Genomic DNA, 22,867 nt, shown 5'->3' on the forward strand with positions numbered 1-22,867 from the left:
ACTTATAGATCTACACCGCGGCTCGCGCTGCGCGAGATGCGGCTGCTTTCTCCGCCCCCTCATCGCGTGCTAGATCAGCATCGACTGGCGCAAGGGCGCTGCCGACACTGAACGAACCAAGGGCCAAACCGTGTCCAACAACAACGAAGCGTTAGCCATCAAATTCCGCTGCCCAGCGGAGCTCGAGGGTAAGATTCCAGCGCCAGTGCCTGCGTCATTGGGCCTTCCCGGATGGCTCAAGGCGATGCCGACGCAGGCCTTCAATGCGATGAGCAACCGCGAGGAGGATACCGTCAAGCGCTGCCCGCCATTCGTCGATGCGATGACATCGGGCTTCCTGATGCCGCTGGTCTGCGATCTCAAGATCGAGAATGGCGAGATCACATGGGACAACGACCTTCCGTCCGGGGGCGTGCTCGAATTCCCGCGCTCGCCGGTCGGATTCCACGACGAAAGCCAGGTGATCGGCTCGCCGCTGTTCGAACAGGACCGCTTCCTCATCAAGTTCGTCAATCTGTGGACCATCGAGGCGCCGGCGGGCTACTCGCTGTTCTTCACCCATCCGGTCAATCGGTTCGACCTGCCGTTCACCACACTGACCGGCATGGTCGATTGCGATCAGTTTCACGACAGCTGGATTCATTTCCCGGCGCGCTGGCACGACACCAATTTCAGCGGCACCTTGCCCAAGGGCACGCCGGTTGCGCAATGCTTCCCGGTGAAGCGCGAAAACTGGGTCGCGCAGACCGCGGCGATGACGCCGGATGAAACGTCGCGCGCACAGGAACTGTCCAACAGGATGGCCCGCGAGCCCGGACTCTATCGCCGCCAGTTTCGGACCTAGAGCGGGCGGGCGTGGCCGCGTTCGGGGCGGCTCCCTCCATTCGTCGTCCCTGCGCAAGCAGGGACCCATACTCCGCGGCCCGAATTGTGAACGGGACTCGTCATTCCACGATCGCACAACAATGACTAGCTGTGGTTATGGGTCCCTGCTTTCGCAGGGACGACACCGAGTGCGTTGCGCCGCTTGTGAATCATACACCCACAGTCTCGCGACACGATTTGCCCGAGCCTTGCTTAGCTCAGAAATTTCGCAACTGCGCTGGGACGGAAGAAGAAGCGGCCATGCGATGCCATGGCCAGCGCGGACGTGGTGCGGCCGATCATTTGCGGCCGGCCGCGCAACGCCAGACGCAGATTGGCTTCGCCGGCAGCGCGGTCGCCCATTTCCAGGAGACAGGCGGAGAAGCTGGTACGCGTCAGGGGATCGTCGGGGCGCTGCGCCAGCACTTGGCGGTAGAGATCCGCCGCAGCCGAGTATTCGCCATCGAGCAGCAGCACGCGCGCGAGCGCGGCCAGAATATCGGGATGGCCCGGCGCCACCGTGCGCAGCTTCTCCAGAATCGCGCGCGCGCGGCCGCGCTCATTGCGATGGGGCAAGATCTGCGCGAGCAGGAGCTGCAATTCGAGGCTCGCGGGCGCGAGAGCAAGCGCGCTATCGATGACGGCAACCGCCTCGTCGAAGCGGCCGGCCGCGGCCAATTGCCCTGCCAACTCCTGAAATGCGGGAAGGAACGGCGGCCGCCGCGCGGTGGTTCGCCGCAACAGATCGATTGCCTCGCTGCGGCGACCGGCGCCGCCGAGTGCCGCGCCGAGCAGGGTTTCGAGGCCGGCATCCTCGACGCGGCGCGTGGCGCGCTCGAGCGGCGCGATCGCCTCCTCGTTGCGCCGCTGGGCCATCAGCGCCCGTGCCAGGATCGAGGCCGCGCCGACATCGGTCCGGTTTGCCTTCAACACCTCCGCCGCCAGCCGCTCGGCTTCGACGACCTGCCCCATCTGCAACGCGACCATGGCGCGTTGCAGAGCCGGGGGTGGGCTGGGCCCGCGATGGGAAGGAGGCGGAGGTTTCGGCATGCGGCCCGTCATGAGATGGTTTCCCCAGCCGTTATCACTGCCGCCGACGGAGCTCCAGCGAAAGTCGCACCCCTGCACCAAGATACCGCCCGGTTCCGGCAACGCCCGCACGGGCCGATGTGATGTGTCCCGGCGGCTGTCAGGCGACAGGCGCCGAACCACGCTCTCCTGCGCGATTTTTCGACTGCTTAACCTATTCGACCTAGCCTGAACGGCCGAAACAGGGCCCGGCTTGATGTTCGCAACTACCCTCGAAGCAATTCGGTCGACCACGTCGAAGCGGACCGCCTACATCCGTGGAATCCTCGCGCTCCTGGTCATCGCCATCGTCTTCAAGGCGGTGTGGCTCACCCTAGTGGGGCTCGGGCATGGCCGCGAGCTCGTCGACTTTGCCGCCTTCTACATCACCGCAAAGCTGGTGTGGCTGGGCACCGTGGATCAGGCCTATCAGTTCGCGAAGCTGATCGTCATCCAGAGGGAGGCATCGGGCGGGCACGATGGTTTCATGTCGTGGACCTATCCGCCGCAGTTCAGCCTGCTGCTGGCGCCGTTCGCGCTGATCCCGGTCGGGATTGCCTATTTGCTGTTCGCCGCCTCGACGCTGACGCTTTACCTTGCCGTGCTGCGCCGTCTCGCAGGTGAGAACTTTGTGCTCCTGCTCATCGTCTTCTTTCCGACAATCGGGATCACGCTGGCCTGCGGACAGAACGGCCTGCTGACCGCCGCGCTGATCGGAATGGTCTGCCTGTTTTTTGAAGAGCGGCCAATCCTCGCCGGGGCCGCCCTCGGTCTGATGATCATCAAGCCGCATCTCGCCATCGCGTTCGCGGTCTACGCCATGCTGCGGCGTTCCTGGATCGCGGTGATAATTGCGGCCGCCGTCGTGCTGATCAGCTCAGCGATCTGCACGGCGGTTTTCGGCGCGGAGATCTGGAGCGCGTTCCTGCAGAGCGTGCGCGATTCGTCGGTGTTCCTGGAGCAAGGAAATTACCCGATGCATCGCATGATCTCGATCTATGCCGCGCTGCGAACGGCAGGGATGTCCGCGTCGGCAGCGTTTGTCGCCCAGGGCACTATTGCGGTCCTGGCGCTTGCCGTCGTTCTCATCGCCGCCTACCGGACGATGCCGGCGCGCGAGCGCCTCGGCCTGGTCGCGATCGTGTCGGTCTGCATCAGCCCCTACGCCTACGATTACGACTTTCTGATCTTCAGCGTCGGACTGGCACTGCTGTTGCCGGCGCTGCTGGCGAGCGCGCGTGAGTGGGAGCGAGGCATCATCTACGCCTTGCCGATCCCGATCGGAGCGTTCGGCTACCTGCAAGCGACGCAGATGACGACCGCTCACCCGGGTGCGCAGTCACTCGGCACGCTCTCGATCGGCGGCTTCGCGATCATTCCGCTGATCGCGCTCATTGTCGGAATTGTGCTGCTACGCAGCTCAAGAGCGGAAGCAATCAGCGAAGCCAGCGTCAGATGCGCATCCGCTTGAAGATCGTCTCCGGCAGCGCGCAGATGATCGCCATCACGAGCCAAAATCGCCTGGCCACATAGATCACGTCCCGCGGCCTCGTCACGTCGGCCCGGTAGATATCCTCCGCGACCCGATCCGGCTGCACGGTCAGGGGCGCCGGCAGCTTCATATGCGCCGTCATCTTGGTGCGCACGAATCCGGGCTTGACGGTGACAACGCGGACCTTGCCCGCGAGCGCGAGGCGGTTGCGCAGGCCGGACAGGAATTGCGTGAAGCCGGCCTTGGCCGCGCCGTAGTAGTAGTTCGACGCCCGCCCGCGATCGCCGGCGACCGAGCTGACCCCGACAATCGTTCCCGAGCCGCGCGCCGCGAAGGCTTGCGCGAACTGTTCGAGCAGCAGGCTGGGGGCCTCGAAATTGGTCCGTATGATTGTCGTCGCAAGCTCGGGATCGGTCTGGGCACGCAGTTGATCGCCGAGTTCTCCGACAACGCACACGACGGTGTCCGGAAGCACGGAAAGGCCGGCGACGAAGCCGGCAAGCTGCCCGGTCTGCAGCACGTCGAGCGACTGAACCGTTGTGTCGACGCCGCTTCGCGTCCTGATATCGTCCGCGTTGCGCTGCGCGGCCGCAAGATCGCGGGCGGCGAGCGTCACGCGCCACCCCTCCTTTGCATAACGCAGCGCCGTCGCATGCCCGATATCCGAGCTGCCGCCAATCACCAGAATTGATTTTGTGCCGGTCATCAAATTCCAAGCCGTGCTGAAAGATGGGACGCAAGGCGCGTGGTCGCCCCGGTCTGCTGGCGGATGTCCCGCAGGGCCGCGAGGCCGGGATATCCGGATTCGAATGTCGCGCGGGATTGCCGCGCATCCTTGGCGAGGTAGAGCCGGCCGCCTGCATCGACCACCAGCGCGTCGAGCTGATCAAGAAACGCGAGCAGCGTGTCGCTGACGGGAAAGTCCATCGTCAGGGTGTAGCCGCGCAGCGGAAACGACATCGGCCCGCCGCCGTCGCCGAGCTGCTTGAGCACCGCAAGAAACGACGCATCGCCGCGCCGGGACACCCGATCCAGGATGTCGGCAAGCACGCGGCGGGCGCGCTCGAGCGGGATCACGCATTGATACTGCACGAAGCCGCGCCGGCCGTAGATCCTGTTCCAGTCGGCGATCGCATCGAGCGGAAAGAAATAGGGATCCCAGTGGACGAGGCTCTGTTCGCCCTGATGCGCAGCGCCGCGGCGAAAATACAGCTCATTGAACACCCGCATCGATGCGCGATTGAGCAGCCATCCGGGAAACAGCTCCGGCACCGACAGACGCTGCGTGCGAGGGCTGGGGAACGGCGCGAGGTCGGGCCCCAGAACGTCCATGTCGCGGCGCGTGGCATGCTCGGCCAGATAGACCAGCGACCGTCCGAGCGCCGCGCCCCGCGCAAGGCAGTCGATCCATGCCACCGAATAGGTCGAGGACGCGTTGCTTTCCAACTGATCGATCGCCGCGTCGAGATTGCCGGCGACGCGCGTGTCCTGCCGCAGCCAGGCCGTCTCGATCGGAAGCAGCCGCAGTGTCGCGTCGAGGATCATGCCGGTCAGGCCCATGCCGCCCAGCGTCGCCGCGAACAGCGCGACGTTCTCCGACCTTGAGCAGCAAACGATCTCACCGCCCGGCAACGCAAGGCGGAATGAATCGACGATCGTGCCGAAGCCGCCGTCGCGATGGTGGTTCTTGCCATGAACGTCGGCCGCGATCGCGCCCCCGACCGTCACGAATTTCGTACCGGGCACGACTTTCAGGAAGAAGCCGCGCGGCTCGAACGCGGCAAGGATGTCGGCGATGGTCACGCCGGCTTCAATCGTCAACTGGGCGGTCGCGGCATCGAAGCGCCGCATCCGGTTCAGGCCGCGCGATGAAATCGTGGCTTGCGTGCCGATCGCCGCATCGCCATAGGCGCGGCCCGCTCCGCGCGCGACGACGCCGGACCGCCCGAGCAGATCATCCCGTGCGGCCGCTGGCGTCGGTGGCGCCAGCAGTTCGGTCGATATTTTGGGATAGTTGCCCCAGCCAGAGAGGCAAATCTCGCCCGGATCGAAGGTCGTCATCACGCGTCCTGGCAATGCAGCCGCCGGCATCGCTAGATGGCGGCAAGCATGATGACGCCGATCGCGCCAAGCGCGACCCAGCTGGCGCGATCGCGGAGCGCGAACATCACCGGATCATCATCGATCAATCCGCGTTGCGCGAACAGCATCACGCGGCCGATCCAGTACATCAGGATCGGGCAGCAGACCCAGAGCAGTTGCGGATGGCTGTAGAGCGCGCGAACCGTATCGGACGAGATGTAGAGCGTGAAGATCACGACGGCATTGAAACCCGACGCGGCGGCGAGGATCGCGACCATCGACTTGTCTTCGATCCGGTAGCCGCGCGCAGCCAGCACCGCGCCGTCCGGCTGGCTCGCGAGTTCGATATGGCGCTTCACCAGCGCCAGCGACATGAAGATGAACAGCGAGAACGCGAGCAGCCATTCCGACATCGGCACGCTGATCGCGACCGCGCCGCCGATCACGCGGACGGTGTAAAGCGTCGCCAGCACGACGACGTCGGCGATCGCGATGCGCTTGAGCCACAATGAATAGGAGGTGGTCAGCGCGAAATAGCCGAGCAGGACGCCGCTGAATTCGACCGATATGCACAGTGCGATCACGAACGCGGCGACTAATGCCAGGGCCATCGCGCCGGCAGCTTGCGGCGCCGCGATGGCGCCGCTTGCAATCGGACGGTTGCGCTTGGCCGGATGGGCGCGGTCGGCGTTGATGTCGAGAATGTCGTTCAGGATGTAGGCGGCCGACGCACAGAGCGAGAATGCGATCACCGCAAACAGCGACGTCGCCGCCGACCCGAATGCAAATTTATGCGCGGTCAGCAACGGCACCAGCACGAGAGCGTTCTTCGCATATTGATGCACCCGAAGCAGCTTCAGCCAGCTGCGCACACCGGCCGGCGCAGGTGCAGCCGGGGCGGATCGACCGGGGCCCGCCACGCGTGACGCGAAGCCGGGCAGCGCAACCGCTTCGCCGCCGATGTAGTCGAAGCCGTGCCGGAGCACGGGCGGCAGGTCGTCGCTCCGCGAAGCGGGCGAACGGCCGCCCGAAGCGGCAGCCCAGGCTGTGAAGACGCCGAGATGCTGGGCAACCGCGCTGACGAACGGCTCGGGATGGGTTTCCGAACAGAGATAGACCGGGCGGCCTTCGCCCAGCACCTGCAAAAGGAAGGTCACAACGTCGTGGTCGAACCGTGCGCGGGATGGATCGAAGCCCGATGCATCGGCAATACGCGCTGCCAGTCCCAAGGCGGTGGCGATCGCCGTGGTGACGGCGCGAAAGCGGCCAGCGATCTCGGAAGCGATATCCGCCGGGAAGGAGCTTCGCGGGACCATCACCTCGTCGACATCGACAACGAGCGGCCGGCCCTTCGAGCGCAGCGGATCGCGAAGGGCGTCGCTGCCGCCCTCTTCAACCCGTTCTGGAACGCTGGCTCGCATGCGCGCGGTTTTCCGGTGGCCCCCTCCCCATTGTCCCGGGCTTTCCCTAATTTGGGGTGAACCGAGGGGGCGGACGCCCGGCAGACCGTGCGGAGCACGTTGCGCAAAGGCCGCTACGGCTTCGATGAGAGGTGGAGGAGGCGCGCATTGGGCGCAGCCAGGCAAAAAATGGCGATCCCGGGAAGACTCGAACTTCCGACCTACGGTTTAGGAAACCGTCGCTCTATCCGGCTGAGCTACGGGACCGCACCGCCCGCTGCAAAGCATGCGGGCGTCACCCTCCCATAGCAGAGGTGCCGAATGATCGCCAGCCCGCGCCACACTAGAGCGTATTCGAGCGAAGTGGGCGCCGGTTCGTGTGAAGAAAACGCGTCAAAACAAGAAGCTAGGGCAGCGGTTCTGATCCAATCAGAACCGCTGCTCGAGGCGGGCGCGAAGTTGCACTGAGTTCGGCGCTGCGCGCGCTACGCCACCTGCCGGGCCGGATTCGCGGCAGCATTCGCCGCGCTGGCCCGGCGCGCCGGCAGAAACTCGATCGCCTCGTCCTTCAGCGAGCCGAAACGCAGCGTCATGATATCGAGCGCATAGTTCTGGTAGAGCCGCCACGGCCGGCGCGAGCCCTGTTTGGGGAACCTGGCGGCGGCGCGCTGGATATAGCCCGAGGAGAAATCCACCCAGGGCAGTTCGGCCACGGTCGGATCGTTCCGCCGCGGCGTCACTTGCGCGTAGCCGTTCGCCTTCATGTGGTTGAGCATGCGGCAGACATATTCGCAGGTCAGGTCGCATTTCAGCGTCCAGGATGCGTTGGTGTAGCCGAAGGCCGCGGCGAGATTCGGCACGCCCGAATACATCAGCCCCTTGTAGTTCATGGTCTTCGACAGATCGACCGGCACGCCGTCGACCTTGATCTCGAGCCCGCCGAGCACCTGAAGATCGAGGCCGGTCGCGGTCACCACGACGTCGGCATCGAGCACATTGCCGCTCTTGAGCTTGATGCCCCCACGCGTGAAGGTCTCGATCTGGTCGGTCACGACAGACGAGCCGCCGCTGCGCAGCGATTGAAAGAGATCGCCGTTCGGGACCAGGCAGAGCCGCTGGTCCCACGGATTGTAGCTCGGCGTAAAATGGGTGGCGACGTCGTAATCGGGGCCGAGCGCGTGGCGCACGCCGCCGAGGATCAGCTTCTTCACGCGCTCCGGATCGCGCTTGCAGAGCCGGTAGAAATACATGCCGAACAGCACGTTCTTCCAGCGCGTGAGGCCGTAAGCGAGTTTTGCGGGCAGCCGCGCCCGCAGCCAGTTGGCGACCTTGTCCTCGTCGGGCCGCGCCACGACATAGGTCGGCGAACGCTGCAGCATCGTGACATGGGCGGCGGTCTTGGCCATTTCCGGCACCAGCGTCACCGCGGTCGCACCGCTGCCGATCACCACCACGTTCTTGCCGGCATAGTCGATGTCATCGGTCCACTGCTGCGGGTGGACGACGCGGCCGGCGAAATCGGCGATGCCGGGGAAGTCAGGCGTGTAGCCGTGCTCATACTTGTAGTAGCCGCTGCACATGAACAGGAAGCTGCAGGTGAGACGCTCGATCGTCTTCTCCGGCCCGCGCTCGACCTCGACTGTCCATTGCGAGTCGGCCGACGACCAGTCGGCGCGCACCACGCGGTGGTTGAAGCGGATGTTCTTGTCGATGCCGTACATGCGCGCGGTCTCGCGCACATAATTCAGGATCGACGGGCCATCGGCGATCGCCTTCGGCTCGGTCCAGGGCCGGAACGAATAGCCGAGCGTGTACATGTCGGAGTCGGAGCGGATGCCGGGATAGCGGAATAGGTCCCAGGTCCCGCCGATGCAATCGCGGCCTTCGAGAATGGCGTAGCTGCGGTCCGGGCTGTTGGCCTGCAGATGATAGCCGGCACCGATGCCCGACAGCCCGGCACCCACGATCAACACGTCGAAATGAGCAGACATGCCCTGACCCTCCGGCGGCAAAATTGACAATCTGTATTGTCAGATAACTTGACATCTGACAATGGCGCGTGTCAATACACATTTCATGGCAAGCAGCCGGAAAGCCCGCCTCTATGGCGGTATGGACGCCGAGGAACGCCGCGCCGAGCGGCGGCTGAAGCTGATCGATGCGGCGATCGAGGTCTATGGCGAGGTCGGCTATCGGGTCGCCACCGTGAAGGCGATCTGCGAGGCGGCCGAGCTCACCGAACGCTATTTCTACGAATCCTTTTCCAACAGCGAAGCCCTGCTGATCGCCGCCTACAACCATGTCGTCGGCCACCTCCACGAGGAGATGACGGCTGCCGCGGCGGCCGCCGGCGGTGATGCCGAGATGAGGCTGCGCGCCGCGCTGACGCTGTATTTCACGCGTTTGAAGGAGCACCCGAAGCCCGCGCGGGTCTTCCTGCTCGAGATTTCCGGCATCAGTCCGGCGGTCGATGCCGTCAAGCTCGACGCCCTGCGCGTCTTCAGCGACATCCTGGTGCCGCCGACGCTCGATCCCAGACACGGCGACAAGGCCGCGGCTGCCACGCTGCTCTCGATCGGCATGGTCGGCGCGGTCATCTCGATCGCGCTGCGCTGGGTCTCGAAGCAATATCCGCAAGCCGTCGAGGACGTCGTCGCGATCGCCGCCAGCTTCTGCCGCGTGGCATTGACCGAGGCCGATCGCCGCCGGGATCTGCATTTGCTGTAGCGGCGGGCTCGCGCCACTCGCCGATTTTCGATCATGTTTCGTCAGGGTTTGCGGGCCCGCCCCTCGGCCGTGCCGCTGATTTAGCTTGCATATCTGGCGGTCCGGGCTTTCTTATGCACGGTAGCGGGAGCAAACGGGTCCGACCTGTTTCGTCCTGTGAAACAACAAAAACAGCATCAGGCGGAGCTGAGCCTTTGGTCGACGTGCACAGGCTGGACGACGTGACCGCGCGCCTTGGCGACGTGGTTCTCGATCCCGCGACCTGGCCGTCCTTTATGGACGAGGTCTGCGCGGCCGTCGGCGCGACCGGGGCTGCGATGCTTCAGAGCGATATCCGCACCGAAGACATTCCGCGCACGCAATCGATCACCGACTATTTCACCAAGACCTACTTCCCGCAGAATTTTCATCTCACCGACATTCGCGCGGCGCGCGGCGTGCCGCTGATGCTCGCCGGCACCAACGTCATCACCGACGCCGACCTGTTCGGCGGCGAAACCGAGATGCTGCGCGACCCGCTCTATGCCACGCTCGGCGAGTTCGGGCTGAAATGGTTCGCGGGGATCGGCTTCCGCGCCGGCCCGGCATTGTGGGCGCTGAGCATCCAGCGCACGCCAAAGGAAGGCATGTTCGATGCCGACGAGGTCAAGGCACTCTCGAGAATATCGGCGCGGCTGACCGAAGCCGCGACGCTGTCCACCGTCGTCGGGCGCTCCGCAATCTCGGGCATCACCAGCGCGCTCGACCTGATCCAGGTCGCGGCGATTGCCGTCGGCCGCTTCGGCGCCGTCATCGGCATGAACAGCCAGGCGGAAGCCTGCCTCGGCCATGAACTTGCGATCCGCAACAACCGCCTCACTTTGCTCGACCGGCAGGCCAATATCGATCTGACCAGGCTGATCGATCTGCTGGCCCACAGCTCGGACCTGCACCCGCTCCCGACATCGCCGATCGTGGTGCGCAGGATCGACAAGCGGCCGATCGTGATCCAGATGCAGCCGGTGCCTCCGGCCGCACGCTCACCGTTCCTGGGCGCGCGCGCGATCCTGTTGATCCGTGATCTCGAGGGCAACGCCGCATTCGATCAGGCGCTGCTGGCGGCGGCGTTCGAGCTGACGCCGGCGCAAGCGCGCCTTGCCACGCGACTTGCGCGCGGCGATTCGATCGAGGCGGCCGCACGGGAAGCCGGCATTGCCCTTGCCACCGCGCGCAATCAGCTCAAGACGATTTTCCAGAAGACCGGCACGCATCGGCAGGCGGAACTCGTCGCATTGCTGCACCGGGTGAAATGAACTATTCGAGGCGAATTGTTCCAATTTCCGGCGCGCCGTTACGGTAAGAATTCTTGATAAATTGCAATTGCGTACAGCGATTACTCGATCAGCCCAACGGCTGATCTGCGACTTAAATGATCAGGGAAATCGTCCGGTTCCGGGGTGACAAGCGTCACTAAAATGGCGACAATCTGGTCACTCTGTGTCGTTCGGATTTGGTTGCAATGTCCGTGATGCCGTCACGATCATCGACGTTGGCTATTGCCACTTTTGTCGCCGCGTTCGCGCTGGCGCCGACGACCGCGCACGCGCAATGGTGGCGCAGCGCGCCGAAGGATTTTGAGGATTGCGCCGACCTCGCCGAGAAGGCGAAGTCCAGGGAAGACAAGACCGCGCAACTCGCCGACTGCAATGCCAAGTTTGCCGGACGCCGCAAGCCCGGCGGCGGCTACACCTATTACGACTTCATGCAGGACCGCAGCTTCGACATCGCCGGCCCCAATCCGACGCCGGACGAGCAGAGGAAGATCGACCAGGAATATACCGGTTATCTCGAGAAGGAGCGCCGCTCGAGCATCGTCGCGGCGTTCAATGCCAAGCAGCTCGAGCGGCAGGAAAAGCAGCCGGTGCGGCCGCCGCCGCTTCAGCAGGCGTCACTGCACGGCGAGCCGGTGCACAGCGAGCCGGCGAAAGTCCCGGCCCCGGTCGCACGGCCGGTCAAGCCGCGGGTTGCTGCTGCCCCTCTTCCCAGGGTACGGCCGCAGGCAGCGAGTTGCGTGAAGGGTACGTTCTCCTGCGAATGGCCGCGGCTTTCCGAAGGATTGGACGGCCTGAAGAAATTGTTCACGCCGGCATCTCCGCCGCCGACCAAGGTTGCGAAGCGAAACTGACGCTAGAGCACTTCGGTTCTGATTGAATCAGAACCGAAGTGCTCTAGATTCTTGTTTTGACGCGTTTTCTTCACGCGAACCGGCGTCCACTTCGCTCGAAAACGCTATGGTCAATCGGTAATCACCATCGCCCAGAACCTGCGGTACGGCGACTTCGGATTGTCGACGAAGGCCACGCCGACGCGCTTCGCGCCCGGCATCAGCAGATTCTCGCGGTGCCCCGCCGAGTTCTCCCACTGCTTCAGCATCTCGGCGAAGGCGATGAAACCGGCGCCGATATTTTCGGCGGCGCGCTGCTTCTTCAGCGGCGCGATGCGGGTGAAGAAGCTGCCGCCCGCGGAGTGGCTGACCGATCCGGTCACCGACATCGCCTGCGCCTGCTTCAGCGCCATCGCATTCAGCTTCGCGTCGAGCTTCACCGCAGGCATGCCGTTGGCGCGTCGGTAGGCACTGATCGAACCGGCATAGTCGGCGGCGTCGGCAGTCGTAGCGATGCCGAGCACGAAGGTGAGCGCGAGGAACAGCAGCTTCATCTGAGGTCTTCTCTGCAATGGATCAGTGCGCGCGACCGCGCTTGTTGTGTCGATGCGTGACCGGTTTGCGCGCAGGCCTGACCGATTGGCTCGACGCCGCCGCCGCGCGCTGCTCCTGCAAACGCGCATCATAGCCTGGTGAAGGTGTCACGGTCGGCGGCGCGGCGCGGACCGGCACGGTGCCAAGCGCAGCAAACGTGAGCAGCATGATGCAGGATCGTTTCATGATGTCACCTCCTCGGTTATCCGAACGCTATGCCAGACGATCGTCGGCGCTCACGGTCAGCGGCCATCGCGAATCTGCTCCGGCGTCAGCCCCGGCGACCCCTTGCCGTCGGCCTCCGCCTTCCGGATCAGCGCGATGATACGTCTCGACAGCGGCGCCTCCAGCCCGCGGCGATCCGCGATCGCGGTGATCACGCCCTGCAGATAGTCGATCTCGGTGCGCCGGCCACGTTGCAGATCCTCCCACATCGAGGAGCGCGCTTCGGGATCGATCTTCATGGTGCGGCCGAGCAGCATGTCGAACAGCGCGTCAGGCAGCCGCAGCAATGCCGGCATCCAGCTCGAAGGCAGCGGCGTCGGCGACACCGGCACAATCCCTTCGGCACGGATCGCGGCCAAACCCTCGGCCATCTGGTCGGCGAATAATTGTCGCCAGCTGCGCTGTGCGAGCTGCTGCCGCAGCGGAATGTTGGACAGCGCGTTGAGCGCGTTGTTGAGATTGACGATCAGCTTGCCCCACTGCACGCCGTCGATGTTGGAGGTCGCCTTCATCGCAAGGCCCGGCACCGAAAGCCGCGCGGCGGTGCCGGCATCGTCCTGCGCGATCACGATGTCGCCCGAGGTCGAGCGATGGAAGCGGCCGTCGCCGAGCGCGACCACATTGAACGGCACCATGCCGCCGAGCACCTTGCGGCCCGGCAGGCGGTCGCGCAGCAGCGGCACATTGCCGACGCCATTCTGCAGGCTGATCACCGCGGCGTCGGCAGCCGCGTGGCGCGCGATCAATTCGGCGATCTCGGCGGTATCGGCGCTCTTCACCGTCACCAGCACCGTCTCGACGTGGCGCAGGCTCGACGGATCGTCGGACAGAACGAGCCGGTCCGCGGATACCATCCGCTCCGAGCCGTCGAAACTGCTGACCCGCAAGCCGTTGCCTGCGATCTCCTGGATCAACCGCGGCCGCGCCAGCAGCACGACGCGGCGGCCGGACGCAGCCAGCATGCCGCCGACGAAGCAACCGATGCTTCCGGCGCCCGCGATGGCGATCGGCCGGTCCGCGTTCATCTGGCTAAATGTCCGTTCATCAGGGCTCGATAGCAGACCTCGATAGCAGAGCTCGATAGCAGAACTGGGGTTGCCTGCCTATTTCCACGCGCCGCCGCCCCGGGTGGCCCGCCTTGTAACCGTCATGGCCCGAAGCTATGTTTCCGGCTCGGGGCACGGTTGCGGCAGGAGACGATCATGGGTTTACTCGACGTACTCAACGGCATGCAGAACGGCCCACGCGGTCCAAGCGCGCCAAGCACACCATCCGACAGCTCCAGCGGCGGCGGAAGCGGAATGTCGCCGATGACGATGGCCATCCTGGCGTTGCTCGCCTGGAAGGCGGTCAAGCATTTCTCCGGCGGCCAACCGGGCGCAACCGCCCCTCCGCCGACGCCAGCGCAAGCGCCGTCACTCCCCGGCAACGTCACCGCGAGCCTGCCCGGCGGCGCCGGTGGTGGCGGGCTCGGTGATCTGCTCAAGGGCGGCCTTGGCGGCCTGCTCGCCGGCGGCGCAGCCGGCACCGTGCTCAGCGGCGGCCTCGGCGATCTGCTCAGCCAATTGCAGCAGAAGGGCCACGGCGACGCGGCCAATTCCTGGGTCAGCAACGGCCCCAACAAGCAGATCGCGCCCGGCGATCTTGCCAACGCTCTCGGCGCCGACCAGATCGACTCGCTGGCGTCGCAGAGCGGCATGTCGCGCGACCAATTGCTGCAGGGCCTGAGCCAGTATCTGCCCGACGCGATCAATCATCTGACGCCGGACGGCCGGCTGCCGAGCGGCGACGAGCTGAACGGCCGGCTTTAGCGCCAGCGTTGATTCCATCTGAGGAGGACGACAGTCATGGGCGGCATCATCTGGGTCATCATCGTCGGCTTTGTCGCGGGGATCATTGCGCGGCTCCTGTCGCCGGGACCCAACAATCCAAGCGGCTTCATTCTCACCACCGTGCTCGGCATCGTCGGCGCGTTTCTCGCGACCTTCATCGGCCAGGCCATCGGCCATTACGGTCCTGAACAGGGCGCCGGCTTCATCACCGCCACGATCGGCGCGCTGGTGGTGCTGTTCATCTGGAACCGGCTGGTCGCGGCGCGCGTGATCCCGGACATCGGCAACAGGTGACGCCGTAGCCGAACACTGGTTCAAAATCAAAATGCCCGGGCCTGCCCGGGCATTTTCGTTTCTGCAACCACTCCGAAGACGTGGATGGCTAGCTCACTGAATGAGATGCATGCCGGCGTCCATGCGGACGAATTCGCCGGTCATGTTGCTCGACGCCGGGCTCGCCAGGAAGCAGACGAGATTGGCGATATCTTCGGCCGTTGACGCGACCTTCAGCGGGACACGCGCGATCACGGTATCACGCACCTGCTTCGCGCCGTCCTCGCCGCGGCCCTTGGTGAACCAGGGCGTATCGATATAGCCCGGGCACACCGTGTTGACGCGGATCAACGGCGCCAGCGCGCGCGCCAGCGACTGCGTCATGGTGTTGAGCGCGCCCTTGCTCGCGGCATAGGCCACCGACGAACCGCCGCCGGAAATGCCGGCGATCGAGGAGACGTTGACCACCGCCGAGGGACGGCCGGATGCCTTTGCACCGGTCTCGAGCAGAGCGCGCACGGCACGGACCATCTGGAACGGGCCGATGGTGTTGACGGCATAGATGCGCTGGAAATCCTCCGCCGTCAGGCCGTCGAGATCGTGATGCGGCACATGCTTCGTGGTGCCGGCATTGTTGACCAGCACGTCGAGGCGGCCCCAGCCCTGCGCGGCGGCTGCGATCTTCTTGCAGTCCTCGTCGCGCGAGACGTCGCCCTGCACCACCAGCACTTCGGCGCCCTGCTTGCGGCAGGCTTCCGCGGTCGCCTCGGCTTCCGCCTTGCTGTTGGAATAGTTGATGATGAGGCGCGCGCCCTGCGTGGCGAGGATTTGCGCGGTGGCGGCGCCGAGGCCCGATGCCGATCCCGTCACGATCGCGCACAAACCATCCTTGGACATCTGCATTTTCCTTGTTGTTGTGAGCCAGATGAACTCCGGCGGCGGCATACCATATCGCGCGGGATGCCATCTGCAAACCGCGCCAAAACCTCACGTACAGGGCCTCAGGTATACGCGTTCGGACCCTTTTGCAGGCTGGCCCACTGTGCGTCGTCATGCCCGCAGATGATCTTGACGCCGGATGCCTCGAGCCTGGCGATCTCGTCGAGCGAGTGCAGGAACTGGTCGACGTCGAGGCTGTTCCTCGGTGAGGTCCGCTGATCGAGATTGGCGCGCACGCTGAGCGCGTCGGATGCGAGCAAATATTCGCCGCTCTGATCCAGCTTGACCAGCGCGCCGGTCGTTCCCTTCGAATGTCCGGGCAGCGGCACCAGCGTCAACTTGCCATCGCCGAACACATCCATCTGCCGGTCGAAGATTTCCATCTTCAACGGATGGTCCCAATCCGCCTTGATGTATCCGCGCTCGAGCGCGTTATCGGCGTTCGCGGCCTCGACCTCGAGCGCGTGAACGAAGATCGTCGCCTTCTTGAAGAAGGCGTTGCAGCCGCAATGATCGGTGTGCAGGTGAGAGCAGATCACCACATCGATATCGTCGGGGCCAAGGCCAACGGCCTTCAGGCTCGTCAGCACATGATCGTCTGCCGGCATGATCGGCTGCATGTATTTGGCGAGCGTGCCGAGCCGCCCTTCGGGATCGGTCGCGACATCGGGATGGCATCCGGTGTCGAACAGCACATTGCCCTGCGTGTGCCGCAACAGCACGCAGGCGACCGGCAGATCGATCATCTCGCCGCGTGCGGCATCAGGCAGATAGGTCCGCCTGGACATCCGCAAACGCCCGCCCGACAGCATATGCATCTTCATCTCGTTACCTCCCGATTTGGCCTCAAACTACATATGAGTTTTTTGGAAACTCATAATCAATTTGACAGCACATTACCCGCCCTTATAGCTTCCGCGCAACGCCGCGATCGCGGCAACGCGCTCAACGAAGCAGCTCTCTATGGACCGGCATCGTTGACATCGACCTGCGGCCGCCAGAGGGAAGCTTCGCTACGATGTACACCGTGTTCAGCGTGTTCGCTGCGACTGCAGATGCGGCAGCGTTCAAACCCTTCCTCTGCATTCCCGCGCGTCCCGACCGCGGCTATTTTGCCGATGGCGTCGAACTGTCCTATGGCGACATTGCGCGGCAGGTCTGCGCATTGCGCGAACACTACCGCGCAGCCGGCTTCGGTCACGGACACCGCGCCTGCCTGTTGCTGGAGAACCGGCCGGATTTCATCGTGCATTGGCTGGCGCTCAACGGCCTCGGGGTCTCGATCGTTCCGATCAACCCGGCCTATCGTGCGGCGGAGATTGCGTATCTGATTGCGCATGCCGAACCCGACCTGATCATCACGCTGCACGATCAGAAGGAGTTGCAGAAGGCGCTGATCGGCACTGTGCCCGTGCTCGAGGTATCCGGCGACGATCTCGGCGCGAGTGTGCAGAAAATCCCGCTTGTCCGGCGACCGCCACCGCACGCCGGCGAGCCGGGAAGCGAGACCGAGGCCGCGCTGCTCTACACGTCGGGCACAACGGCGCGTCCGAAGGGCTGCATCCTGACCAACGAATATGTGGTCTCGACCGGCCGCTGGTACGTCAGCCACGGCGGCGAGGCGACGTATCATGCCGGAACGGAGCGCCTCTACAGCCCGCTGCCGCTATTCCACATGGCCGGCCTGACGCTGACCCCGATCGCGATGATGCTGACCGGCGGCTGCCTCATCCTGCCGGAGCGCTTCAACGCGAAATCGGCCTGGCGCGACATCGTCTCCTGCCGCGCAACCGTGCTGCATTATCTCGGCGTGATCGTCGCGGCCCTGCTCGCCCAGCCGGAAACGCCGGACGAGAAGGCCCATGCGCTGCGCTTCTCGATGGGCGTCGGCGCCAACCCCGAGCAACGCGCGCGAGCCCGCGAACGCTTCGGCATCCCCTTCGTCGAGGGCTGGGGCATGACGGAGACCGGACGCAGCCCCTTCAACACGGCCAAGCCGCGCCATCTCGAAACCAACACGATCGGCCGCAGCGTACCGGGCCTCGAGATGACCATCCTCGATGCCGACGGCAATGCGCTGCCGCCGGGCGCGGTCGGCGAACTCTGCGTGCGCCATTCCGAAGCGACGCCGCGGCGCGGCTTTTTCTCGGGCTATCTGAAAGACCCCGAGGCCACCGAGCAGGCCTGGCGCGGTGGCTGGTTTCACACCGGCGACAGCGCCTGGCAGCACGAGGATGGCGCGTTCGTGTTCGTCGACCGGCTGAAGCATCTGGTGCGGCGCGCCGGGGAAAACATCTCGGCGGCGGAGATCGAGGCCGTCCTGACAACATCCGACCTGGTCAAACAGGCGGCCGTCGTCGCCGCGCGCGATCCAATCCGCGACGAGGAGGTTGCGGCCTTCATCGTGATCAACGACGGCGCCGCCGCGTCGCGCGAACTTGCGCAGGACATTTTCCACTTCTGCCGCGAGCGCCTTGCGCCGTTCAAGCTGCCGGCGTGGATCGCCTTCGTCGGCGAACTGCCGCTGACCTCGACCAACAAGATCCAGAAGCACACGCTGCTCGGCCCGGACAAAGACCCGCTGTCGCATCCCGGCATGATCGACCTGCGGCAAGAAAAGACCAACGCCATAAGGCAATCGAACTAGAGGAAACCAGGGACAATGACATCGAGTTACGGATGGATCGCCGCGAGCGCTGCGTTGCTGACGGCCACCTTCGCAGCCGCGCCATCGCACGCGCAGACCTCCGACGATATGGTGAAGATCGGCGTGCTGACCGATCAGGCCGGCCTCTATGCCGACGCTGCCGGCCCCGGCGCGGTCGAGGCGGTGCGGATGGCGATCGCGGATTTCGGCGGCAAGGTGTTGGGCAAACCGATCGCGATGGTCGATGCCGACCATCAGAACAAGGCCGACATCGGCGCCGGCATCGCGCGGCGCTGGTATGAGCAGGAGAATGTCGACGTCATCGTCGATTTCGCCAATTCCGCCGTCGCCTTCGCCGTGCTCGAACTCACCAAGCAGAAGAACAAGGCGATGCTGGTATCGTCGGCCGGCTCCTCCGATCTGACCGGAAAGGGCTGCTCGGCCAATTCGGTGCAATGGACCTACAACACCTATGCGCTCGCCAACAGCACAGTTCGGGCACTGGCCAAGGAAGGCGCGAAGGGCTGGTACTTCGTCACGGTCGACTACGCCTTCGGGCACGCTTTGCGCAACGATGCAGCCAAGACCGTGGAGAAGGTCGGCGGCACGATCGCGGGCGAGGTGCGGCATCCGCTCAACAGCATGGATTTCTCGTCGTATCTGCTGCAGGCCCAGAGCTCGAAGGCGGATGTTATCGCCTTTGCCAACACCGGCGGCGACCTCGCCAATTCGATCCGGCAGGCGCAGGAATTCGGTCTGGCGCAGCAGCAGAAGCTGGCGGCCTTCCTGATGCAGACTAGCGACATTCACGCGATCGGCTTGCAGACCGCCCAGGGGTTGCAGCTCGCGACCGCGTTCTATTGGGATCTCGACGACAAGACCCGCGACTTCGCCGCGCGCTTCATGGCCAGGACCAACAAGCGGCCGACCATGGTGCAGGCCGGGCTCTACTCCGCAGTAATGAACTATCTCAAGGCGGTGGAGAAATCCGGCACCGACGACGGCCCCAAGGTGATCGCGCAGATGAAGGACATGCCGATCGACGACTTCTTTGCCCGCAATGCCTTCCTGCGCGCGGATGGCCAGCTGATCCACGACATGTATCTCGTGCAGGTGAAATCGCCTGCGGAATCCAAGGGCGCCTGGGATTACGAGAAACTGGTTCAGGTCATCCCGGGCAAGGAGGCCTTTGCGACGCCAGAGGAGAGCGCATGCCCGCTGCTGAAGAAATGATGCTCTCACGAATTCGCAGGACCACAGGCAAGAAATCACAAGCAAGGCTGGACATCGCATGACCGAACTGCCGCTGCTCTTTACCCCGCTGCAACTCCGCGACCTCGAACTGAAGAACCGGATCATGGTCTCGCCGATGGCGACCTATTCGGCGCAGGACGGGCGCGCCACCGATTGGCACACCGCGCATATCGGCAAGCTCGCCGCCGGCGGCGCTGGTCTCGTGTTCGTCGAGCAGAGCTCGGTGAACATCCAGGGACGCATCACCCATGGCTGCCTCGGCATCTGGGATGATACGCACATCGCAGATCATGCCGCCCTCGCTGCGCTGATCCACAGCTTCAACGCCAAGGCCGCGATCCAGATCGCGCATGGCGGCCGGAAGGGCTCGGCGCAGCGGCCGTGGGAAGGCGGCAATCCGCTCGGCGAAGCCGACATCACGGCCCGCGGTGAAGGCCCGTGGCGGATCGCGGCCTCGAGCGGCATTCCGTTCGACGACGGCTGGCCGGCACCGCAGATGCTGACGTCAGAGCAGATCGATGCCCTGGTGGACGACTACCGCCAGGCGTTTCGCCGTGCCAGGGCTGCGGGTTACGACGTCATCGAGCTGCACTGCGCGCACGGCTACCTGATGCACTCCTTCCTGTCGCCACTCGCCAACAACCGCAACGACGAGTATGGCGGGTCGCGCGAAAATCGCATGCGTTTGCCGCTGCGGATCGCAGGCATCATGCGCGAGGAATGGCCCGACCACCTGCCCGCCTTCGTCCGCATCTCGTCGGTCGACGGCGTCGACATCGGCTGGTCGATCGAAGACTCGATCGCATTTGCCACCGAGCTGAAGGCGATCGGGATCGACATGGTGGACTGCTCATCGGGCGGCATGAAGCTGCCGCGCGGCAACTCGCTGGTGTCGCGTACTCCGGGCTTCCAGGTGCCGTTCGCCGAGCGCATCCAGAAGGAGGCCGGCATGCCGACGGTCGCGGTCGGGCTGATCCGCGAGCCGGACTACGCCGAAGCCATCTTGCGGGACGGCAAGGCGACGCTTATTGCGCTCGGCCGCGAACTGCTGTGGAATCCGAACTGGCCCGCGCAGACAGCACTCGCGCTCGGATGCGATCCCGAGTGGACGAGCTGGCCCGAGCAATATGGCTGGTGGCTGAAGCGGCGGGTGGCACAGCAGGGACGATAGCGATGCCGGTGGTGAAGAAAGATGCAGCGAAAGCCGGCGCGGTCGCCGGCCCGCGGTCTTTCGACGGCCCCGATTTCCCCGGCGATACCTCGCGCGACCTGCCGAAGATGGACAATGCGGTCAAGTCGGCGCGGCGCGTGTTCGACGTGCTTGAATTCTTCGAGGAGCACCAGCGCGCCGCTTCCGCCATCGAGGTCGCAGCCGCGCTCAAATTCCCGCAGTCCAGCACCTCGGCGCTGATGCGGACGATGACCGCGTTCGGCTATCTGCATTACGACACCAGCCGCCGCACCTATATCCCGACGCCGCGGATCTCGATGCTGGGGCACTGGCTGAGCCCGGCGCTGTTCACGCGGGGGCGCCTGATCAATCTGATGAACGAGCTCTCCGAGAAAACCGGGGAGACCATCATGCTCGCGGTGCGCAACGGGCTCAGCGCGCAGTATGTCCATATCGTTCAGGCCAGACTGCCGATGCGGCTCTATGTCAAGGCCGGAACGCTGCGGCCGCTGGCGCGATCCGCATCGGGTTACGCGCTGCTGTCGGCCTATCCGGACAAGGAGGTCCGCCGCCTGGTGCGCCTGATCAACGCCAACGAGCCGCGACCCGATCGGCAGATCGACATCAAGGCGTTGCTGCTGGAGCTGAAGAAGGTCCGCGCCAAGGGGCATGCCTTCTCGCTCGGCCTGGTCACGCCGGGCGCCGGCGCCGTTGCCATGAACCTGCCGCCGATAGCGGAATCAAACGAGCCGCTTGTGCTGTGCGTGGCCGGATTAAACGATGCGCTGGTCACCCAGGAAACCGAGTTCGCCAACCTGATGCGGAAGGCGATCGAGTTTCATCTGGCGGACTGAACGCATGTTGCCCGTCAATTTACTGCCGCGCGTGGCATACAAACCGGGGCGGTCGAAAGTTCACTATGCGGAATTCATGCGCCTCGTCCGGCTTCATGCCATCCGCGCAAGTGGCCCTGCGGGCAACGCTTGTCACGGCTATGGCTTTTCCGCATCATTGAGCGCAAGACAACATCGCAAGCAGGGCCAGCCGAACGGCGAGCCCCAAGCCAATCAACACGAGGAACGCTGTGGCGGAGAGTGAGAACATCGTCGCCGAGACCGCGGAAAAGATTTTCGCCGATCTCGCGGATGCCCAAACCATCAATCACGACAAGCACGGCGCATGGAAGGCGCCGCTGTGGCGGGCGCTGACCGAAGCCGGCCTGCCGCTGTCCTGGGTGCCCGATGATCTCGGTGGTTCCGGCGCCAGTCTCGCGGAAGGTTTCAGCGTCCTCAACGTCGCCGGACGGCATGCGATCGCTGTTCCGCTGGCCGAAACAATGCTGGCCGGCTGGCTGCTGACGCAAGCCAAGATCACCTCCCCGGAAGGCGAGATGACCGTGCTGCCGGCAAGCCCGAAGGACCGCGTCACGGTTGGCGCTGACGGCTCGCTCTCCGGTCGCGCCCGCGGCGTACCGTTCGCGAAAGACGCGAAACATTTCGCGGTGCTGGCTGATGGCAATGGCGGCATCTCGATCGCGCTGGTCGATGCCGCGAAGTGCCGGATCGAATCCGGCATCGGGCTCGGTGGCGATCACAACGACACCGTCACGCTCGACAAGGTGCAGCCGGTCACGACCAGGCCGGCGCCGAAGGGTTTTGACCAGACCACGCTGATGCTGATGGGCGGCGTGGTGCGGGCGCTCCAGATCGCAGGCGCGCTGGAAGCGATGCTCGACATCTCGGTGCGCTATTCCAACGAACGCGTCGCGTTCGAGAAGAAGATTTCCAAGTTCCAGGCGGTGCAGCACAACCTCGCCCGCCTCGCCGGCGAGTCCGCCGCGGCGCTGGCCGCCGCGACGTCCGCGGCTGACACCATCGCCAGTGCGGCATCGTTCGACAATGACGCGGTGTTCCTCGAAGCGGCGGCGGCCAAGATTCGCTGTTCGGAAGCCGCCGAGAAAGGCAGTGGCATCGCGCACCAAGTGCATGGCGCGATCGGCTTCACCAACGAGCACATCCTGCACCGTTATTCGCTGCGCGCATTGGCGTGGCGCGACGATTTCGGCTCGGAGAGCTACTGGGCGGTCGAGCTCGGCAAGCTCGTCGCCGAGCGTGGCGCCGATGAATTGTGGCCTCTGGTGGCTTCGCGCTGAGATC

At 64.7% G+C, this 22,867-nt stretch carries 22 protein-coding genes and 1 tRNA gene; 12 read left to right on the forward strand and 11 right to left on the reverse strand.

Annotation, left to right across the window (positions count from 1 at the left end):
• The first annotated feature begins 130 nt into the window (after positions 1-130).
• Positions 131-844 (forward strand): hypothetical protein, encoded by a 714-nt coding sequence (locus JQ573_RS29885; RefSeq protein ID WP_212311867.1) that lies wholly within the window; start codon positions 131-133, stop codon positions 842-844.
• Between the two features lie 233 nt (positions 845-1,077).
• Here JQ573_RS29885 and JQ573_RS29890 read toward each other — a convergent pair whose 3' ends face one another.
• Complete coding sequence (locus JQ573_RS29890) at positions 1,078-2,076, reverse strand: tetratricopeptide repeat protein (protein ID WP_312011673.1); 999 nt, start codon at positions 2,074-2,076, stop codon at positions 1,078-1,080.
• A gap of 73 nt (positions 2,077-2,149) precedes the next feature.
• On the opposite strand from JQ573_RS29890, the gene JQ573_RS29895 reads away from it, so the two are divergent.
• Positions 2,150-3,403 carry a glycosyltransferase family 87 protein gene (locus JQ573_RS29895; RefSeq protein WP_212311868.1) on the forward strand — a complete coding sequence of 418 codons (1,254 nt, stop codon included), beginning with the start codon at positions 2,150-2,152 and terminating at the stop codon, positions 3,401-3,403.
• Here the strand turns inward: JQ573_RS29895 and JQ573_RS29900 are convergent.
• The 5 genes from JQ573_RS29900 to JQ573_RS29920 all read right to left on the reverse strand — a co-directional run bounded on the left by JQ573_RS29900 (position 3,384) and on the right by JQ573_RS29920 (position 8,897).
• Positions 3,384-4,130 (reverse strand): SDR family oxidoreductase, encoded by a 747-nt coding sequence (locus tag JQ573_RS29900; protein WP_212311869.1) that lies wholly within the window; start codon positions 4,128-4,130, stop codon positions 3,384-3,386. The genes JQ573_RS29895 and JQ573_RS29900 overlap by 20 nt on opposite strands.
• A complete protein-coding gene (locus JQ573_RS29905) occupies positions 4,130-5,485 on the reverse strand; it encodes an FAD-binding oxidoreductase (protein ID WP_249132512.1) in 1,356 nt (451 codons plus the stop codon). Before JQ573_RS29905 ends, JQ573_RS29900 begins: the two co-directional genes overlap by 1 nt.
• A gap of 32 nt (positions 5,486-5,517) precedes the next feature.
• Positions 5,518-6,927 (reverse strand): UbiA family prenyltransferase, encoded by a 1,410-nt coding sequence (locus JQ573_RS29910; RefSeq protein WP_212311871.1) that lies wholly within the window; start codon positions 6,925-6,927, stop codon positions 5,518-5,520.
• A 169-nt stretch (positions 6,928-7,096) separates the two neighbouring features.
• Positions 7,097-7,173, reverse strand: a tRNA-Arg gene (locus tag JQ573_RS29915).
• A 218-nt stretch (positions 7,174-7,391) separates the two neighbouring features.
• On the reverse strand, positions 7,392-8,897 hold the full coding sequence (locus JQ573_RS29920; RefSeq protein WP_212311872.1) for an NAD(P)/FAD-dependent oxidoreductase: 1,506 nt from the start codon (positions 8,895-8,897) through the stop codon (positions 7,392-7,394).
• 61 nt (positions 8,898-8,958) lie between these two features.
• On the opposite strand from JQ573_RS29920, the gene JQ573_RS29925 reads away from it, so the two are divergent.
• The 3 genes from JQ573_RS29925 to JQ573_RS29935 all read left to right on the forward strand — a co-directional run bounded on the left by JQ573_RS29925 (position 8,959) and on the right by JQ573_RS29935 (position 11,797).
• Positions 8,959-9,633, forward strand: a complete 675-nt coding sequence (locus JQ573_RS29925) for a TetR/AcrR family transcriptional regulator (RefSeq protein WP_212311873.1) — start codon at positions 8,959-8,961, stop codon at positions 9,631-9,633.
• 194 nt (positions 9,634-9,827) lie between these two features.
• A complete protein-coding gene (locus tag JQ573_RS29930) occupies positions 9,828-10,925 on the forward strand; it encodes a helix-turn-helix transcriptional regulator (RefSeq protein ID WP_212311874.1) in 1,098 nt (365 codons plus the stop codon).
• A gap of 215 nt (positions 10,926-11,140) precedes the next feature.
• Positions 11,141-11,797: a hypothetical protein gene (locus tag JQ573_RS29935; protein WP_212312916.1), complete on the forward strand. Its 657-nt coding sequence runs from the start codon at positions 11,141-11,143 to the stop codon at positions 11,795-11,797.
• A 110-nt stretch (positions 11,798-11,907) separates the two neighbouring features.
• On the opposite strand, the gene JQ573_RS29940 is transcribed toward JQ573_RS29935, so the two are convergent.
• The 3 genes from JQ573_RS29940 to JQ573_RS29950 are packed head-to-tail and all read right to left on the reverse strand — an operon-like array spanning position 11,908 to position 13,620.
• Positions 11,908-12,330 carry a CAP domain-containing protein gene (locus JQ573_RS29940; RefSeq protein WP_212311875.1) on the reverse strand — a complete coding sequence of 141 codons (423 nt, stop codon included), beginning with the start codon at positions 12,328-12,330 and terminating at the stop codon, positions 11,908-11,910.
• 22 nt (positions 12,331-12,352) lie between these two features.
• Positions 12,353-12,556 carry a hypothetical protein gene (locus JQ573_RS29945; RefSeq protein WP_212311876.1) on the reverse strand — a complete coding sequence of 68 codons (204 nt, stop codon included), beginning with the start codon at positions 12,554-12,556 and terminating at the stop codon, positions 12,353-12,355.
• Positions 12,557-12,612: 56 nt separating this feature from the next.
• The gene (locus JQ573_RS29950; protein WP_212311877.1) at positions 12,613-13,620 is read right to left on the reverse strand and encodes a 2-dehydropantoate 2-reductase; all 1,008 of its coding nucleotides are present in this window, start codon (positions 13,618-13,620) and stop codon (positions 12,613-12,615) included.
• Positions 13,621-13,797: 177 nt separating this feature from the next.
• On the opposite strand from JQ573_RS29950, the gene JQ573_RS29955 reads away from it, so the two are divergent.
• Both JQ573_RS29955 and JQ573_RS29960 read left to right on the forward strand, forming a co-directional pair.
• Complete coding sequence (locus JQ573_RS29955) at positions 13,798-14,406, forward strand: YidB family protein (protein ID WP_212311878.1); 609 nt, start codon at positions 13,798-13,800, stop codon at positions 14,404-14,406.
• Positions 14,407-14,442: 36 nt separating this feature from the next.
• The gene (locus JQ573_RS29960) at positions 14,443-14,721 is read left to right on the forward strand and encodes a GlsB/YeaQ/YmgE family stress response membrane protein (RefSeq protein WP_212311879.1); all 279 of its coding nucleotides are present in this window, start codon (positions 14,443-14,445) and stop codon (positions 14,719-14,721) included.
• A gap of 93 nt (positions 14,722-14,814) precedes the next feature.
• Here the strand turns inward: JQ573_RS29960 and JQ573_RS29965 are convergent, their stop codons facing one another.
• Both JQ573_RS29965 and JQ573_RS29970 read right to left on the reverse strand, forming a co-directional pair.
• Entirely contained in the window at positions 14,815-15,597 is a 783-nt protein-coding gene (locus tag JQ573_RS29965; protein ID WP_212311880.1) for an SDR family NAD(P)-dependent oxidoreductase, read from the reverse strand.
• Between the two features lie 104 nt (positions 15,598-15,701).
• Complete coding sequence (locus tag JQ573_RS29970) at positions 15,702-16,463, reverse strand: N-acyl homoserine lactonase family protein (RefSeq protein ID WP_212311881.1); 762 nt, start codon at positions 16,461-16,463, stop codon at positions 15,702-15,704.
• 194 nt (positions 16,464-16,657) lie between these two features.
• Here JQ573_RS29970 and JQ573_RS29975 point away from each other — a divergent pair, with 194 nt between their 5' ends.
• The 5 genes from JQ573_RS29975 to JQ573_RS29995 all read left to right on the forward strand — a co-directional run bounded on the left by JQ573_RS29975 (position 16,658) and on the right by JQ573_RS29995 (position 22,863).
• On the forward strand, positions 16,658-18,286 hold the full coding sequence (locus tag JQ573_RS29975; protein ID WP_249132514.1) for an AMP-binding protein: 1,629 nt from the start codon (positions 16,658-16,660) through the stop codon (positions 18,284-18,286).
• Between the two features lie 15 nt (positions 18,287-18,301).
• Positions 18,302-19,519 carry an ABC transporter substrate-binding protein gene (locus JQ573_RS29980; RefSeq protein WP_212311882.1) on the forward strand — a complete coding sequence of 406 codons (1,218 nt, stop codon included), beginning with the start codon at positions 18,302-18,304 and terminating at the stop codon, positions 19,517-19,519.
• A gap of 58 nt (positions 19,520-19,577) precedes the next feature.
• On the forward strand, positions 19,578-20,711 hold the full coding sequence (locus JQ573_RS29985; protein WP_212311883.1) for an NADH:flavin oxidoreductase/NADH oxidase: 1,134 nt from the start codon (positions 19,578-19,580) through the stop codon (positions 20,709-20,711).
• A gap of 2 nt (positions 20,712-20,713) precedes the next feature.
• Positions 20,714-21,565, forward strand: a complete 852-nt coding sequence (locus tag JQ573_RS29990) for an IclR family transcriptional regulator (protein ID WP_212311884.1) — start codon at positions 20,714-20,716, stop codon at positions 21,563-21,565.
• A gap of 230 nt (positions 21,566-21,795) precedes the next feature.
• Positions 21,796-22,863, forward strand: a complete 1,068-nt coding sequence (locus JQ573_RS29995) for an acyl-CoA dehydrogenase family protein (protein ID WP_212311885.1) — start codon at positions 21,796-21,798, stop codon at positions 22,861-22,863.
• Positions 22,864-22,867 lie beyond the last annotated feature (4 nt).

It is taken from the genome of Bradyrhizobium sp. AUGA SZCCT0105 (assembly GCF_018129565.1).
Taxonomy (GTDB): Bacteria; Pseudomonadota; Alphaproteobacteria; order Rhizobiales; family Xanthobacteraceae; genus Bradyrhizobium.